Source organism: Mesorhizobium sp. M2D.F.Ca.ET.226.01.1.1 (assembly GCF_004022705.2).
In the GTDB taxonomy this organism is placed as follows: domain Bacteria; phylum Pseudomonadota; class Alphaproteobacteria; order Rhizobiales; family Rhizobiaceae; genus Mesorhizobium.
In genome coordinates, this window is the sequence record NZ_RZOY02000010.1 from 78,154 (window position 1) to 92,881 (window position 14,728).

At 66.7% G+C, this 14,728-nt stretch carries 13 protein-coding genes; 6 read left to right on the forward strand and 7 right to left on the reverse strand.

Going from position 1 to position 14,728, the window contains the following annotated elements:
• Positions 1-261: 261 nt before the first annotated feature.
• Together EN869_RS34520 and EN869_RS22670 are read right to left on the reverse strand one after the other, a co-directional pair.
• Positions 262-696 carry a hypothetical protein gene (locus tag EN869_RS34520; RefSeq protein WP_348632024.1) on the reverse strand — a complete coding sequence of 145 codons (435 nt, stop codon included), beginning with the start codon at positions 694-696 and terminating at the stop codon, positions 262-264.
• 338 nt (positions 697-1,034) lie between these two features.
• Positions 1,035-1,910 (reverse strand): EamA family transporter, encoded by an 876-nt coding sequence (locus EN869_RS22670; protein WP_245489576.1) that lies wholly within the window; start codon positions 1,908-1,910, stop codon positions 1,035-1,037.
• Positions 1,911-2,518: 608 nt separating this feature from the next.
• On the opposite strand from EN869_RS22670, the gene EN869_RS22675 reads away from it, so the two are divergent.
• Genes EN869_RS22675 through EN869_RS22690 form a run of 4 tightly spaced genes read left to right on the forward strand, consistent with a single transcriptional unit; the run spans position 2,519 to position 7,588 of the window.
• Entirely contained in the window at positions 2,519-3,664 is a 1,146-nt protein-coding gene (locus EN869_RS22675; protein WP_127228223.1) for an acyltransferase, read from the forward strand.
• On the forward strand, positions 3,661-4,770 hold the full coding sequence (locus EN869_RS22680) for a glycosyltransferase family A protein (RefSeq protein ID WP_127228224.1): 1,110 nt from the start codon (positions 3,661-3,663) through the stop codon (positions 4,768-4,770). Before EN869_RS22675 ends, EN869_RS22680 begins: the two co-directional genes overlap by 4 nt.
• Positions 4,767-5,798 carry a glycosyltransferase gene (locus tag EN869_RS22685; protein ID WP_127228225.1) on the forward strand — a complete coding sequence of 344 codons (1,032 nt, stop codon included), beginning with the start codon at positions 4,767-4,769 and terminating at the stop codon, positions 5,796-5,798. The genes EN869_RS22680 and EN869_RS22685 overlap by 4 nt, the downstream gene beginning before the upstream one ends.
• On the forward strand, positions 5,795-7,588 hold the full coding sequence (locus tag EN869_RS22690) for an ABC transporter ATP-binding protein (protein WP_245489575.1): 1,794 nt from the start codon (positions 5,795-5,797) through the stop codon (positions 7,586-7,588). The genes EN869_RS22685 and EN869_RS22690 overlap by 4 nt, the downstream gene beginning before the upstream one ends.
• A 151-nt stretch (positions 7,589-7,739) precedes the next feature.
• Here the strand turns inward: EN869_RS22690 and minE are convergent, their stop codons facing one another.
• The 3 genes from minE to minC form a co-directional block, all read right to left on the reverse strand.
• The gene (gene minE / locus EN869_RS22695) at positions 7,740-8,012 is read right to left on the reverse strand and encodes a cell division topological specificity factor MinE (RefSeq protein WP_127228226.1); all 273 of its coding nucleotides are present in this window, start codon (positions 8,010-8,012) and stop codon (positions 7,740-7,742) included.
• A complete protein-coding gene (gene minD, locus EN869_RS22700) occupies positions 8,009-8,824 on the reverse strand; it encodes a septum site-determining protein MinD (protein ID WP_127228227.1) in 816 nt (271 codons plus the stop codon). The genes minE and minD overlap by 4 nt, the downstream gene beginning before the upstream one ends.
• 156 nt (positions 8,825-8,980) lie before the next feature.
• On the reverse strand, positions 8,981-9,871 hold the full coding sequence (minC, locus tag EN869_RS22705; protein ID WP_127228228.1) for a septum site-determining protein MinC: 891 nt from the start codon (positions 9,869-9,871) through the stop codon (positions 8,981-8,983).
• Between the two features lie 264 nt (positions 9,872-10,135).
• On the opposite strand from minC, the gene EN869_RS22710 reads away from it, so the two are divergent.
• The gene (locus EN869_RS22710) at positions 10,136-10,570 is read left to right on the forward strand and encodes a hypothetical protein (protein ID WP_127228229.1); all 435 of its coding nucleotides are present in this window, start codon (positions 10,136-10,138) and stop codon (positions 10,568-10,570) included.
• Positions 10,571-10,679: 109 nt separating this feature from the next.
• Positions 10,680-12,071, forward strand: coding sequence for an FAD-binding oxidoreductase (locus EN869_RS22715; protein ID WP_127228230.1), 1,392 nt, complete (start codon positions 10,680-10,682; stop codon positions 12,069-12,071).
• A gap of 217 nt (positions 12,072-12,288) precedes the next feature.
• Here EN869_RS22715 and EN869_RS35540 read toward each other — a convergent pair whose 3' ends face one another.
• Both EN869_RS35540 and EN869_RS22730 read right to left on the reverse strand, forming a co-directional pair.
• On the reverse strand, positions 12,289-13,170 hold the full coding sequence (locus EN869_RS35540; protein WP_281015780.1) for a BA14K family protein: 882 nt from the start codon (positions 13,168-13,170) through the stop codon (positions 12,289-12,291).
• Positions 13,171-13,549: 379 nt separating this feature from the next.
• Positions 13,550-14,710 carry a KamA family radical SAM protein gene (locus EN869_RS22730; protein ID WP_127228231.1) on the reverse strand — a complete coding sequence of 387 codons (1,161 nt, stop codon included), beginning with the start codon at positions 14,708-14,710 and terminating at the stop codon, positions 13,550-13,552.
• Positions 14,711-14,728 lie beyond the last annotated feature (18 nt).

Genomic DNA, 14,728 nt, shown 5'->3' on the forward strand with positions numbered 1-14,728 from the left:
AAGCTTCAGGCTATCGCCGGCAAGGCATCCGCACGCAAATGCTACGGCGAAGTCGACGAAACTGACCGCTCGCACTTTTCCTGAATTGCACAAAAAATTACCCCCGCACGGAGGCGGGGGTAAGGTGAGTAGCCAAATTCTACCGCAAGACGATCAGGACCGCAGAGACGAAGCAAAAGGTGGCAACCTGATTTTGCAGCGCTGACCTTCGGTCCCTTAAGATCTAATCCGGATAAAACCTCGCTCTCACAAACTCTGCTCTCACAAACTCTTCAGGCGATTGAGATCGGCCATGGTGGCCTTGCGGTCGACGATGGTGCGTCCGTATTTGTCTTCCATCCTGAACCGGCCGTTCTCGATCGTCTCCTTCATTCCATTGCGGTGCGTGACCTGGATGCTGCCGGCGGTGGCCTCGACCTTGTCGCCGGTCGCCGGGTTCACGTGGCTGTCGACATCGGCAGTGCTCGAGCTGTTGTTCTCGCTGCTCTTGCCCTTCCCGCTATTGCCGTTTCCGTTCCCGTTGTTGCCGCCGCTGTTACCGTTTCCGCTGTTGCCGCCGCTATTGCCGCCACCGTTCCCGCCGTTTCCACCACCATTGCCGCCGCCGTTCCCGCCGCCATTGCCGCCTTTGCCGGCAAAGGCCTTGGTCGCAACGACACCATCGACGGAGAGGCTGAAAGGCGCGACAACCAGCACCAACGCAACCAGCGCTCGCAAGACCAGCTTGCAGCCCCTGCGCGATGCGCGCATCCCGCTCTCCCAACGCCAACCCTTCAGCCCGTCGGCCGAACTACCCCGCTGGCAATGTCGCAGCATAAGCATCCCCAATCAGCCCATGATTAGGAAGTGGCCCACGACCCTTGTCTTGTCCACTCGGACTTATTGCTATTCTCGATAGGACCTAAGTCTTATTTCAACCACCGGATGTGGTCGGATATTGCCGCTGCCCGCCTCGGTTTCTCTAAGCTGGGCAACGCTTTGGAGCGCGCCGCTCAGAAATGGATTCGGGTGCGCGCGACGGCTTCCGCGCAGAGTCAGGCCGAAGGCGCGGATTGCCGCGCGGCGACCGCCGCGCCGAAGGCGGCGGCAATGACGGCGGCGATGCCGGCGCATTGCGGAAGGCTGAGTTTCTCTGCCAAAAACAGGAAGCCGGTCAAAGCCCCGCCGGCCGGCTCCAGGCACACCAGCATGCCGTAGACCTTGGCCGGCATGCGGGCGAGCACCAGCATTTCCAGGCAGAAGGGCAGCGCGGTGGAGAACAGGCCGACCACGGCCGCGCCCGCCATGACGTGCGGATCGGCGAGATGGGCTTGAGCGGCGCCGAAGCCGAAGGGCAGCGCCAGCATCGCGGCGATCGCCATGCCATAGGCGGAGGTGCGCACGCCAAGCCCGGCGCCGGCCTTCTGCGCGAAGATGATGTAGAGCCCCCAGCAGGCGCCGGCCGCAAGCGCCAGCGCCACGCCCAGCGGATCGAGCCCGCGGCTGGCATCGGCAAAGGGCGAGAGCAGCGCAATGCCGGCTATCGCCAAGCCAATCCAGACCAGATCGAGCAGGCGCCTGGAGCCGATGGTCGCAACGAAGAGCGGCCCCGTGAATTCCAGCGCCACGCAGATGCCCAGCGGAATGCGCTGGAGCGCGGCATAGAACAGCATATTCATGGAGCAGACGGTGATGCCATAGGCGGCGAGCCAGGGCAGGCTTTTCCGCGAGGGCAGCACCTTCCATGGCCTCAGCACCGCCGCCAGCATCAGCGCGCCCATGACAAGCCTTAACATGGTCGTGCCTTCCGGCCCCAGCACCGGGAACAGGCTCTTGGCAAAAGCGGCGCCGACCTGCACCGACAGCATGGAGCCGAGCAGGCCGAGGATGGGCATGGCGCCGACATGCGCCTGCGGTTTTGCAATCGGCATCGACGTCACTTGCTTTCCGTTCCCCCTGCCCCGGTCGAGGTCGGAGATAAGGCTTTTGCGGCAGCGCCGTCATGAGGCAGCGTGCGACGGATGGTAGGACAAGGCGGCCCCTTCCCGCGGGCGGCAGGCCTGCTGCACCGCACAAGAACTTGAAAATTCAAAATGTTTTCACGGGCCCCTACTGGGCAATTTGGCGTCTGATTAGCCTTTCCTGCAATAATCCGATCGTACTCGCTATGGTTGCCGGAAAAACTCCCCGGCATCCCTGGCGATTGATACTTTTTGAAAATCAGACCAATTGCCCATGACCTCATAGGACCATTGGATGGGCCGCGCGGATATTTTCACAACACAACCATTTACGTCTCACAACCGCATCACATCTTATTTCAGAACCGTAAGCATTTTGTGTTGCACCGCAACATCCACCGCGACAATCGTGGAGCGGGGGCATGCCTGTTGGAGGATGCCATTATTGTGACTCGGATGGGCATTCCGCCGGCCGGCAGGGATTGCGCCCCCGGCCCGGACGGTGCGTGGTCGGCCCGCAGCGGCGAGATTCGCTCGCCCTCTGCCGCGTGGCGTGACCGACCTGGCGGACGCCGCTGATGGCCAACGCGCGCGACATCCAACTCGACTCGTTGCGGGCCGTTGCGGTGACGCTGGTGCTCTATGCGCATTTCCTTGCGCCAAACGGCACCTCCTTCCTCGGCCATCTCGGGGTCAGGCTGTTCTTCGTGCTCTCCGGCTTTCTGATCACACGGCTTTTGCTGGACGCGCGTGATGCCGATGCATTCGCCGCCGGACCGGCGCTGCGCTCCTTCTATGCGCGGCGCGTGATCCGCATCTTCCCGCCCTATCTCGCGGTGCTGGCGCTGGTCTGGTTCACCGATCTGGAACAGTCGAGGTCGTCGCTCGCCTGGCATGCGCTCTACCTCTCGAACTTCTGGTACGCGCTGCGCAACGACTGGAACCCCTGGCTGCTCTGCCATTTCTGGAGCCTCAGCATCGAGGAGCAGTTTTATCTCGCCTGGCCGCTGATCGTGCTTCTGGCGCCGCGCCGGCGCATCGAGGCGATCGCCATTGGCGTCATCGGCTTTTCGCTCGCCTATCGCTTCTATTGGCCCATCGCCGCCGACCCGGCGCTCGCCAGGGACCTGCTGCCGCCGGCCTCGATGGACGCGCTCGGCTGCGGTGCGCTGCTTGCAGTCCGCCGCGCCAGGGGCGCGGATGTGCCGCGCTGGATGCGGCTCGGCTGGCCGGCCCTGGCGGCGGTGTTCCTGTTCGTCGTCTGGTCCGATCCGGGGCCGGCGAATTCGGCCTGGGAGTGGCCGCGCTGGATGCTGGTGCAGGTGCTGCCGCTGGTGCCGCTGACGGCGATCGTCACCGCCTGCTCGAACGGCCTCGGCGGCACGCTCGGCAGGCTGGCCGAACTGCCGCCACTGCTCGGGCTCGGCCGCATCAGCTACGGCGTCTATCTCTACCATCCGATCCTGCTTGCCTATGCCGTCAAGGCGCAGCCATGGATCCCGCTCAACGTCTCGGAACAGGGACCAGGCCGTTTCCTCGTCGCGGGCACCGCGACGCTGGTCGTAGCCTCGATCTCCTGGATGCTGTTCGAGAAGCCGCTCAACAGTCTCAAGCGCTATTTTCCGTATGTCGCGCGGCGGGGCACGCGCGCGCCGGACAACACCCGCCGGTTCGGCGGCGCACCGGTGCTCGATCTGCAGCCGACGGATCGGAGTCGACCATGACCGCCGCGCCCCTCATCTCCGTGCTGTTGCCGGTCTACAATGCCGAGCCCTATGTGGCCACCGCGATGCAGTCGATCCTGCGGCAGGACTACGGCCGGCTCGAAATTATCGCCATCGACGACGGATCGACCGACCGGTCGCTCGAGATCCTCGACCGCTGCCGCCGGGACGACAGCCGGGTCTCCATAATCTCACGCGAAAACCGCGGCCTCGTTGCCAGCCTCAACGAGGGACTGGCGGTCGCTCGTGGCGAGCTCGTGGCGCGCATGGACGCTGACGACTTCGCCTATCCCTGGCGGCTGTCGCGCCAGGCGGCGCTGTTTGCCGCGCGGCCGGAGCTCGGCTTCAGCGGCGCGCTGGTCGATACGCTGCTCCACGGCCGCATCCTTAAGGGGCGGCTCGACCCGGTGTTCCGTCTCAGCCTCCCCGTGCTGGCAGAATTCTTCACGATCTTCCTGCACCCGACGGTGGTTTATAACCGCAAAGTCATCGGCGAGGCCGACCTGCACTACGACGGCGCTTATCGGCACGCCGAGGATTTCGACCTCTTCCGGCGACTGGCCGAGCGCTATCCGGCGGCGCTGATGCCGGAGAGCCTGTTGGTCTACCGCGTCCATCCCGGCAGCGTGACCAGCCGGCACGGCAAGGAGATGCGGCGCACGCATCTCAAGATTGTCGCCGAAAATCTCGGTCGTCTGGGACTGGCGGAAGACAGCGCGGACCTGCGCGCCATCGGCGACCGGGTCTGCCTCGACACCGTGCGGCGGGCAGCCGGCTTCATCCGGGCGCTGGAGGAGCGGATTGCCACACTGCCCGATCCGACGCGACCCTCCTTCGAGGCCGGCGCGCTCAACCTGTTCTATTTCCTCTACCAACTCGTCAACGACGAGGAGCGGCCGGCGCTGTCGCATGAATTGCTGACGCTGACCGGGAAATGGAACGCGATCCGCCGCCGCGAGAAATACGCGCTCGGCCCCGGCGCCTGGGCGCCCTGGCTGAGCCAGGCCTCGATGTGGGCGGGCAAGCGCGCGGACTGGATGGCCTACCGCTTCAAATCCACGCCGGCGGCGTCGGTGCTTGCGCCTTACAGAATGGGGGCGGCATGAACGCCGAGCGCCATCCGTTGCTGCGGCACCTGCGCCCCGCCCTGCCCGCTCCTCCGTGGCCCGGGCAGCGGCCACAGGTCTCCTTCATCATCTGCACGCGCGATCGCGCGGCGGTGCTCGAGACCTGTGTCGATTCGATCCTCGCCGCCTGCCGGGCGCATCCCGCCTTCACCGCCGAGCTGGTGGTGGTCGACAACGGCTCGTGCGACGGCACGGCCAGCTATCTTTCGCGTATCGCTGCAACGTCCGACATCACGCTGACCGCGATCCACGAGCCCCGCCCCGGACTGGCGGCGGCGCGCAATGCGGGGCTGGCGCGGGCACGCGGGCGGGTGCTGGTGTTCGTCGACGACGACTGCCGGCTCGACGGCAGCTACCTCGCCGACCTGGAGCGGCATTATGCGAGCGGCGAGAAATGGCTGATCCGCGGCGGCCGCGTCGAGATCGGCGACGCGCTCGACCTGCCCTTCACCGTCAAGCGCTGCGACCAGCGCGAGCGGCTGACGCACGCCGTCCATCCGGGCGGCTTCGTGCTCGGCTGCAACATGACCATGCATCGCGAGGTCGCCGCCCGCATCGGCCCCTTCGACGAGCGCTTCGGCGCCGGCGGCGCGCTGCGCTCGGCCGAGGACACGGATTATCTGGTGCGCGCCATCCTTGCCGGCATGGCGGTGGAATACGTGCCCGACATGACGATCTTCCACCATCATGGCCGGCGCGACCGCAAGGCGATCGACCGGCTGCACCGCGACTATCATTTCGGCAACGGCGCGCTCTGCGTGAAGCACATCCGCCGCGCGCCCTGGCTGTTTCGCCATTTTTATTGGGCGGTGCGGGCGGCGCTGCGCGAGCTTGTGGGCGGCCCCAAATTCGACCGGGACCTCGAACTGTCGCACTGGCCGATCGTCGCCATGAACGTCGCTGGCGCGGTGAAATTCATGGTTCTCCTGCTCACCAGACGGCCGGACCGGCGATCCCAGCCGGGCGCGGAGACCGCCGAGGCCAGGGCGGAGGCCAGCGCGCAATGAGCGGCCGCACGACGAGTGGGCGCAAGACGCTGGGGCTGCCGATGCTGCGCCAGGCGCTCGGCCGCCGGCAGTTCGGCCTGCTGCCCGCCGTCGTCGCGCTCGGGCTGGCGAGCGCGGCGCTCGAAGGGTTCGGCATCGGCCTCATCATCCCGCTGCTCGGCATCATCATGGGACATGGCGACGCCGCCGGCATGGCGGGCTTCTCGGCCCTCTTGCAGAAGGTCGGCGCGGGACTTGGCGAGCGCGAGCGGCTGATCGCGCTCGCGGCCGCGATCCTCGGTTCGATCGTCATGAAGAACCTGCTCGCCTTCACCAATTCGGTGCTGACCGCCCATATCTACGGCAAGGCCAGCCAGGCGATCCGCGGCGCGCTCGCCGGACGCTTGCTCAATGTCGGCTATCCGTTCTTCCTGAAGGAGAGCCCCGGGCGGCTGCTCAACATCATCTCCAGCGAATCCTGGCGGGCGTCCGACGCGATCCAGGCGATGCTGGGCTCGATCGTCAGCGCTTCGGCGGCGCTGATCCTGCTCGTCTTCCTGATGCTGCTTTCCTGGCGCATGACGCTCCTGGTGATGCTCGGACTGGCGCTGGTGCAGATGGCGCATATGGCGCTGTCGGCGCATCTGCGGAAGCCGAGCCGCAGCGTGGCGGCGCGCAACAGCGCGCTCGCCTCGCGGATGCTGCACCTCGTCCATGCCGGCCGGCTGATCCGTATCTTCGGCCAGGAGGCGCGCGAGAAGGCGGCGTTCGAAGCGGCGTCGGACGGCGTGCGCCGGGCCGCCTTCCAGCTTTCCAACCGCCAGGGCGCGCTGGCACCGCTGACCGAAGTGCTGCACGCCATGCTGTTCCTGGCTGTGGTGATCGGCGCCTGGCTCACCGGCCTGAGCTTCCCGCTGGTCGCCGCCTTCCTGATCCTGCTCTACCGCCTGCAGCCGCATGTGCGGGCGCTGCAGATGACCTGGAGCCAGCTGCAGGGGCTTTCCGGCTCGTTGGAAGAGGTGACCTGGCTGCTCGACCCCGAGGGCAAGCCGGCACCGCCGCAAGGCAGCCGGCCGTTCGCCATTTTAAGCGAAAAAATCGCCTTCGAGGGTGTGAGCTTCAGCTATGCCAATGAGGAGCAGCGCGCGGCGGTGCTGCATGCGGCGAGCTTCGACATAAGAAGCGGCCGCTCGACCGCCCTGATCGGCCGCTCCGGCGCGGGCAAGACGACCATCGTCAACCTGCTCTGCCGCTTCGTCGAGCCGGACGGGGGCCAGATCCTCGTCGACGGCACGGCGCTCGGCGAGATCGACCCGGTCGCCTGGCGGGCGCATATCGCTTTAGCCAGCCAGGAGCTGGAGCTGGTCGACGGCACCATCCTCGACAACATCACCTACGGCAAGGACACAGCGAGCGTCGAGGAGGCGCGGCGCGCGGCCGAGCTTGCTGAGGCGCATGAATTCATCGAGCGCCTGCCGCAGGGCTACCAGACGGTCGTCGGCTATCGCGGCGTCAACCTGTCGGCCGGGCAAAGGCAGCGCATCGCGCTCGCCCGCGCCCTGGTGCGCGACCCCGACATACTGATCCTCGACGAGGCCACCAACGCGGTGGACGGGCTCTCCGAAGCGGCGATCGTGGAAACGCTGAAGTCGCGCGCCGGCCGCCGCACCACCATCGTCATCAGCCACCACCACTCGACGATCTCGTTCTGCGACGATCTGGTGATTTTGGAGCATGGTCGGGTAAGGAAGCAGGTGCCGTTTGCGGAACTCGCGGCGCGCAGCATGGACGAACTGTATCAGCCGGAGTGAGGGGGTTTTGCCGGGCGTTGCAGAAGTGGCGCCGCGCCTTCAGAAGACGATAGTCCCGGGGTGTGTAGGCCCCAAGATTGACAAGGCTGGCGGGACAGCGCCCCCCTCTGCCCTGCCGGGCATCTCCCCCACAAGGGGGGAGATCAGCTTCTCACCCCGCCATGGCGAGCGGCACGGCGCTCTTGTTGGGGATCTGGATGTCGATCTCCAGCGTCGACATGGTGGCACCACGGTCCATCGAGACCTGGAGGTAGTCCTGGTCGATCTGCACGTGCTTGGCGATGACCGCCATGATCTCCTCGCGCAGGATGGAGACGAGGTCGGGCTGGCCGCGGCTTTGGCGCTCATAGGCGAGCAGCAGCTGCAGCCGCTCGCGCGCCACCGGCGCGCTGGTGCCCCGCTTGAAGAGGTCGAGGATGCTCATGCGGCCCTCCTTCCGAGAAGCCGGTCGAGGAAGCCCTTGCGTTCGAAGGGGACGACCACCGGCAGGTCTTCGCCTTCCAGGCGCCTTGCCGCTTCGAGGTAAGCCTTTGCGGCACCATTGAGCGGTTCCGAGAGCGTGACGGGCGAGCCGAGATTAGAGGCCCGCAGCACATCCTGACTTTCCGGGATGATGCCGAGCAGTGGCGTGGAGAGAATCTCCAGCACATCGTCGATCGACAGCATCTCGCCGCGCGAGGCGCGCGCCGCGTCGTAGCGCGTGACCAGCACGTGTTTTTGCACCAGCTCGCCCTGCTCGGCCCGCATGGTGCGGGCGTCGAGCAGGCCGATGATGCGGTCCGAGTCGCGCACCGACGACACTTCCGGGTTGGTGACGATGACCGCCTCGTCGGCGAAGCGCATGGCAAGCTGGGCGCCACGCTCGATGCCGGCCGGGCTGTCGCAGAAGACATAGTCGAACACCGAGCGCAGCCGGGCGATGACTTCGGCGACGCCCTCCTCGGTCAGCGCATCCTTGTCGCGGGTCTGCGATGCGGGCAGCAGATAGAGCGTCTCCAGCCGCTTGTCGCGGATCAGCGCCTGCGACAGCTTGGCGGTGCCCTGGATGACGTTGACGAGGTCGAACACCACGCGGCGCTCGGCGCCCATGATGAGGTCGAGATTGCGCAGGCCGACGTCGAAATCGACCAGCGCCACCTTCTTGCCGGTCTTGGCCACGGCAGCGCCGAGCGCGGCCGTCGAGGTCGTCTTGCCGACGCCCCCCTTGCCCGAAGTGACCACGACTACCTTGCCCATATATCCAGCCTCCGTTGGCGATTCTTATTCTCTGGCCGTGCCGGGCACGGCGGACTGTTCATTCCTTGGTGCATGTCGTTGCCCCAAAACCGCTGGGCACTTTTGGGCGACATGCACTGTCACTTTCGCACGCGAAACCGGTCCGAAGCTTGCGCCTCAGCCAAGCGGCACCACGCACAGCGCATCATTGTCGAGGAAGGCCTGCACGGCCTTGCCGCGCGAGACGCCTTCCATCTCCTCTGCGGTGGTGTACCAGCCGTCGACGGCGAGCAGCTCAGCCTCGTTCTTGCGGCAGAAGATGCGCGCCGAAATATTGCCTTCCGAACCGGCGATCGCGCGGCCGCGCAGCGTGCCGTAGACATGGATCGAACCGCCGGCGACGATCTCCGAGCCGGACGCGACCGAGCCGAGCACGATGACGTCGCCATGCGGATGGAACACCGACTGCCCCGAGCGGATCGGCGCCTTGATCATCAGCGTGCCGGCCGAAGGCTGCGCCGGTTCGGCGCCCGCGCTTGCGGCTTGCGCCGGCTCGATCCTGACCGCTTCGAGCCGCGCCAGCTCGGGGTCGACCGGCTCGTCGCCGGACATCTCGATAGGGGAAACTTCGGCCGGCGCCGCCTCCGCGGCCGGCTGGGTCTCCCGAGCGGCCTGGGCCTGCTCCCCGGCGGCGGCTTCGAGCTCCTCGGCCCGCGCCTTGCGGGCGGCCCGGCCCAGCAGCCCCTCGGCGGTCGCCTCCTTGGCGCCGGCCAAGAGCGGCGGCAGCTCAGGCCCGAGCTCGGCGCCCTCGAGCTCGATCGCATAGACGCGGATACCGCGCCGGGCGAGCGTGCCGACAAGGGCGGCGATCTCCTCGGGCCCCGGCTGCAGCAGGTTCAGATCCAGCACCACGGGGCGGCCGGCAAAATAGCCCGGCGAATTGGCGATCCAGTGATCCAGCCCCTCCAGCCAGTCGGCGATCGGCGCCTCCGGCGACAACGTGAAGGCGACGAAGGAACGGGCGCGGAAGCGGATGGATTTGTTCTGCAAAGGGGCGGCGAAGGTCACGACCAGGCGAATCCTTACTCAATGATTAAAGGGTGCCGGGGCAATGGTTAACAAAAGGTTAATTTTGGGGATCGGGGCCGTTAACAGGTGACGCGGCTAACTTCTGTGGCGAAGCGGTCACAGGGGCGCGGCGCCGGCTGCTGCCCGTCGAAGGGCGAGGCCCCCGACGAGCCAAGCATGTGAGAACGGCTAATATACGAAGCGACGCCTGCGGACCATCTTCCGCCCGGGACTTTCCACTCTTTCGGGACAAGGAGACGGGCAATGGGCATTTATCGGGAACACTATAAGCGAGCAGGCAAGGCAGGCGCGGCTTTTGCCGCGCTGATGCTGCTTGGCGGATGCATGACGCACCTGCCGAGGGGCATAGACGCCTACCAGACAAGCGGCATCGACCAATGGCTGGCGACAGCCGACGCCGACAAGGTCGTCAACGCGATGGCCGCCAAAGGCATGATCCCGGCGACCATCGACTGCCGCTTCGCCGACACGACGCCCGGACAGGTGGCCTATGTCTCGAAATTCACCTGGAAACGAGCGCCCGCAAACGCGCGCTACCATTGGGAAGTGGGCGACCCGGCCTATCTTGCGAGCAAGGAAGTGCGGGCCAACCGGGTCGGGTTGAAGCGGGTGTTCGCGAAGGAGGTACGGGATGCGGCGAGCGGCCAGAGGGTTGGATGCTCGGTGTGGGTGGGTTAGATTCTTGGAGCGGATGGTATCGGGCGGCTCGGTGTCTCAGTATTCGGCGTGGCACCTGCGCGCTCCCGCATCTATAGGATAGAGCTCTCCCGCTTACCGGAGCTCGTCTATGTCCGCCTCCCTCCTGCCCGCCCTCCGCACCCTCCTCCCCACGGCCACCATCTGGGACGCCGCCGAGCTCGCGTCGCGCGATCCCGGCTTTGACGCGCGCAATTTCGGCGCCGCAGCGTTGGTGCGCCCTACCGACACCGGCGGCGTCGCCGCGCTGGTGAAGTTCTGCGCGGAGCACGGCGTCAGCCTCGTCGCCCAGGGCGGGCGCACCGGGCTGGCGGGCGGGGCGTCAACGTCCGCCGGTCAGGTGATCTGCGATCTTAGCGGGCTGAACCGGATCGAGGAGATCGATCCGTTCGCGCGGGTGGCGATCGTGCAGGCGGGCGTGACCCTGGGGGCGCTGCAGGAGGCGGCGGCTGAGCATGGGCTCGACCCGGGCATCGACCTTGCGGCGCGCGGCAGCGCCACCATTGGCGGCATGGTTTCCACCAATGCCGGCGGCATCATGGCGTTTCGCAACGGCACGATGCGCCACCGCGTGCTCGGCCTCGAGGCCGTGCTGCCGGACGGGCGGGTGTTTTGCGATCTCACCCGCGTGCTGAAGACCAGCGCCGGCTATGATCTGAAGCATCTCTTTATCGGCGCTGAGGGCACGCTCGGCATCGTCACCCGCGTGGCGCTGCGGCTCGATCCGGTGGCAGGCGCCAGCGCCACGGCGCTGGTCGGCGTGCCGGATGCGGCAAGCGCCCAGCAGATCGTGCGGCATTTTTTGGGCTCGACCAGCGCACGGCTTTCCGCCGCCGAGATCCTGTGGCGCAATTTTGCTTCGTTCATGCAGCGGGCACTGGGCTATTCGCCCGGGCAGCTGCCGCTCGATGCGCCCTGCCTGCTGGTGCTGGGGCTCGGCGCCGACTCGATGGAAGCCGCGCGGGCAGCGCTGGAGGATGGGCTGGCGGCAATCTGGGAAGAGGCCGGCATCATCGACGGGTTGGTCGCGAGCTCCGACGCCCAAGCCGCCCAGATGTGGCGGCTGCGCGAGGAGACCGTTGAGATCGGGCGCGCGCACCCGATGGCGCCTTCTTTCGACGTCTCGGTGCCGGGCGGCGGGCTGGACGCCTATGTGGCGCGCATCGAGGCGGGGCTGAAGGCGCTCGACGCTTCCTACGCGCCCTATGTCTACGGCCATCTCGCCGACGGCAATCTGCACATCTCGATCAATTGCGACGGTCCGGTCCCGCATGAGCGGCACCAGGCGATCGAGGACGTGCTCTACGACGGCTTGCGCGAGGCCGGCGGCTCGTTCTCGGCAGAGCATGGCGTGGGGCTGGAAAAGCGCGAGGCCTATGAGCGGCACGCGGATCCGGTGAAGCGTGATTTGGCGAGGGCGATCAAGGGGCTGATCGATCCCAACAATATCCTCAATCCGGGGAAGATTATTTCCACGGAGTGAGGGCTACGCCCGAGAGGCCTGCGGGACAGCACCCCCCTCTGGTCTGCCGACCATCTCCCCCGCAAGGGGGGAGATTGGCAGTTCCGTCCGCGGCGCCTCTTCTGCAACGCTGGTGATTGGCGAAGGTCGGTGTGACAGTTGATCTCCCCCCTTGCGGGGGAGATGTCCGGCAGGACAGAGGGGGGTGCCTCGCGCCAGCCTTTGAGAAACGCAACTCTTACTCGCATTGCCGGCGCGGGCCGCCGTCGAAGGGTTGGTAGGTGTTGTCCTGCGGGTCGTAGGAGCGGTAGCGGCTGAAACAGCTGTCAACATGGTCGCCCGAGAACTGCCGGCCCGACGCCTGTCTCCGGGCGGCTTCAGCCTCGGGCGAAATCTCTTCCGGCGGGCCGCCATAGGTGCTGGCGTAGCCGCCGCGCGAGGTGGCGTAGCCTTGCATCTCGGCCTGGTCGTCGATCATCCGGTCGTCGGTCGTGGCATCTTGCTGGTCGTTCGCGCCCGGCTCGCCGTTCGCCTGATCGTTCTGGCCCTGCTCACCGGTCGAGGCGGTACGGTCGCCGCCGGGGTCGTAATAGGGCGAGATGCAGGGACGCAGCTCGCCGCTGTAGGAACGGTAGCTGTTTTCCTGCGGACGGTAGCTGCGGTAGCGGCTGGCGCACCATTGCAGATGGGCGACGGGCAGTTGCTGCTCGGCCTGCTGATTGGGCGCGGGCGGTTGCTGGTTCGTGTTGGCGTCGAGAGCGGGCTGGCCCGGCTGAGAAATGCCCGGCAATGGCTGCAGCCGTGGCGCCACAGGCGGCGCCGGCGCTGCAGGCGCCGCAAGTGCCGTGGCCTGCCCGGCGCCATCCGGCTTAGGCGGTGCGGCCGGTTCGCCCGGCTTGGCGGGCGCTGCTGCTGCCTGCTGGGCGGGAATACGCTCGAGGTTCTGCTTTTGCGGATCGACCGGCTGGGCGTCCTTCGTCCAGAGCTCGGAAACGCCGATCGCGGGCGTGGCCTGGCGCACCGGCTTGGCAGCCAGCAGCCAGGTGGCGAAGGCGAGTCCGCTGGCGAACACGACGAGCGTTAGCACGAAGCCGCCGACAATTCCCAACAAAGCCTTCACGCAACGCTCCTTCAGTCCCCGCTGATAGAATGCGGGGGGCGCGCTCCAGTTCCCACGAGAAGAGGGCAATGTTGAGACCCCGCGCGGCATAAGCGGGAGAGCCTCGCATGCTCCGGGGAGAAGCAGGCGAGGCTCAAGGATCGCCAGGAGGGGAACCTAGCTGGGGACTCTTTACAGTTACAGACTTCTTGAACAGTTACAGACTTCTTGATGATCCAAGAGGATCAACGGTGGTCCAGAAGGATCATCGCCAGTATCGGGCTTTTTCCAGGTCGCTGCATCGTGCAAATGGAGGAGTATGCAAACGGCCCGGCGGCCCGGCATCCTTTGCCCCCAACAGGGCTGTCGGACCGCCTTCGAGCGGCGCGAGGCCCGCGCCTTATCGGCCCGCCACCACTTCCCTATATTCCCGCACCTTCCCGTCCTGGCCACGAATACGCCAGGTTTCGCCCTCGCAGCCCTCGATATGGCTCGCCGCCAGCGGCACCTTGCCGCCGCCGTCGGGCAGATCGATGACATAGGTTGGATTGCAGATGCCGGAGAGCCGCCGGCGCAGTTCGGCGACCAGCGCCTGGCCCTCGGCAATCGTGGTGCGGCGGTGCGCCATGCCGCGCGCGAGGTCGCCATGGTGCAAATAATAGGGCTTGACGCCAAGGCGATAGACCAGCTCGCGGCAGAGCTCCTCCAGCACCTCGACATTGTCGTTGACGCCTTTCAGCAAAACGCTCTGGTTGAGCAGCACGAAGCCCGCCTGCCGCATGCTGCGGCAGGCACCTTCGGCCGCGTCGGTGAGCTCACGCGGGTGATTGAAGTGGGTGACCACCGACACCATCAGCCGGCCCTGCAGCGCCGCCACAAGGCCCGCCGTGATGCGCGACGGCAGCGCCACCGGCACCCGGGTATGGATGCGCAGGAGCCTGAGATGCGGGATCGCCTCCAGACGGGCGCGGATTTCGGCAAGCGCCTTGTCGGGCAGCGACAGCGGATCGCCGCCGGTCAGGATCACCTCGCGGATCTCCGGGTGGTCGGCGATATAGGCCAGCGCCGGCTCCAGCGCCTCGCGCGTGTAGCCGCGGCCGATCGCGGTCAGCGATTCCTTCCTGAAGCAGAAGCGGCAATAGACGGCGCATTGATAGGTGGGGAACAGAAGCACGCGATCGGCATGGCGGTGCGTCAGCCTGGGCACCGGGCTGAAGGCATGGTCGCCGATCGGATCGTCGAGCTCGCCCTCGGCGGCGACCAGTTCGTCCGGCGACGGGATCACCTGGGCGCGGATCGGGTCGTTGGGGTCGTTCCAGTCGATTAGGTCGAGATAGGGCTTTGGCACGCGCACCTTGTGCGCGGCGGCGGCTTCCTGCGCCGCGGCGCGTTCGCCGGGCGACAGCGGCAGGGGCGCGAGGTCGCGCACATGTCGCACGCCGGCGCGGACGTCGTCCTGCCAGGCAGCGTCGGGCGCGGCCGGATGGACGTTCCGATCATCGGCCGATTTGCAGCTTGCCCCGATCGGTTCGTCGCCCCTCCTGGCATCGTTGAAGATCATCGAAGACTCCTTGAATTC